This window comes from Pseudoxanthomonas sp. LjRoot204_2, assembly GCF_056175765.1.
Genome location: NZ_JBGFFG010000693.1, coordinates 1 through 1,172 on the forward strand (window position 1 = coordinate 1; position 1,172 = coordinate 1,172).

Sequence of the window (1,172 nt, forward strand, 5' to 3'; positions counted from 1 at the left end):
GGTACGGGGATGTCGGCCAGTTCCGGCACCCATCGGGCGATGTAGCTTCCCTTTGGATCGAACTTCTCCGCCTGCGTCACCGGATTGAACACGCGGAAATACGGGGCGGCGTCGGCACCGGTCCCGGCCGTCCATTGCCAGCCCAGCGTGTTGTTGGCCAGGTCCGCGTCGACCAGCGTGTCCCAGAACCAGCGCGCCCCGTGCAGCCAGTGGTAGCGCAGGTGCTTGGTGAGATAGCTGGCCACGATCATGCGCACGCGGTTGTGCATGTAGCCGGTGGCCCATAGCTCCCGCAGGCCGGCATCGATGATCGGCACGCCGGTGCGGCCCCGCTGCCAGGCATCGAGGGCGCGCGCATCGACCTTCGCCCAATCAAAGTGTGCGAAGCGGGGATTGAGGTTCTGGGTGGTGGTATGCGGGAAGTGGTGCAGCAGGTGGTAAGCGAACTCGCGCCAGCCCAGCTCACGGATGTAACCGTCCATGTCCGCGCTGTTGGCGGCGGTACGCACGCGCTCCAGCTCCGCCACGATGCGCCAGGGTGCGATCTCGCCGAAGTGCAGATGGGGCGACAGGCGCGAGGTACCGACACGGTCCGGCCGGTCGCGGTCGCTGCGGTAGCCGTTGAGCGCTCCGTCGATGAAGACGTCCAGTGCGTCGCGCGCGCCGGCCTCGCCGGGCGTCCAGACGTCCCAGAAGCCCGCATCCCATCCCCGCCGCGGCGTGAGCCGCAAGGCATCCAGCGGGTCGCCGCCGGGCCCATCGTCGAAGGACGGCAACCGTGAGGGCGCATTCCACAGGGCGGGCATGCGCCACAAGGTGAGTGCCGTCCGCCAGAAGGGCGTGAATACCTTGTACGGCTGGCCCTGCTGGGTCGCGATGTCCCAGGGTTCGATCAGCAGGCTGCCGTTGAAGCTTTCGGCCTGCAGGCCCTGCTCACGCAAGGCCTTCTTTATCGCAGCGTCGCGCGGCTGCGTGGCAGGTTCGTACTTCCGGTTCCAGAACACGGCGGTTGCGCCGGATGCCGCGACGAGGTCGTGCAGCACCTGCTCGCTGGGTCCCTGCCGGATCACCAGGCGGGAACCGCGCCGACGCAGATCGCCATCGAGCGCCATCAAGGCGTGATGCAACCACGCCTGCGAGGCGGCACCCGGTGGCCATTCGCCCTCCTCGGC

At 68.2% G+C, this 1,172-nt stretch carries 1 protein-coding gene; it reads right to left on the bottom strand.

From position 1 onward, the window contains the following. Positions 1 to 1,172 (bottom strand): cryptochrome/photolyase family protein (locus AC04L7_RS19135; protein WP_475513766.1); only part of this gene is annotated, 1,172 nt, incomplete at both ends.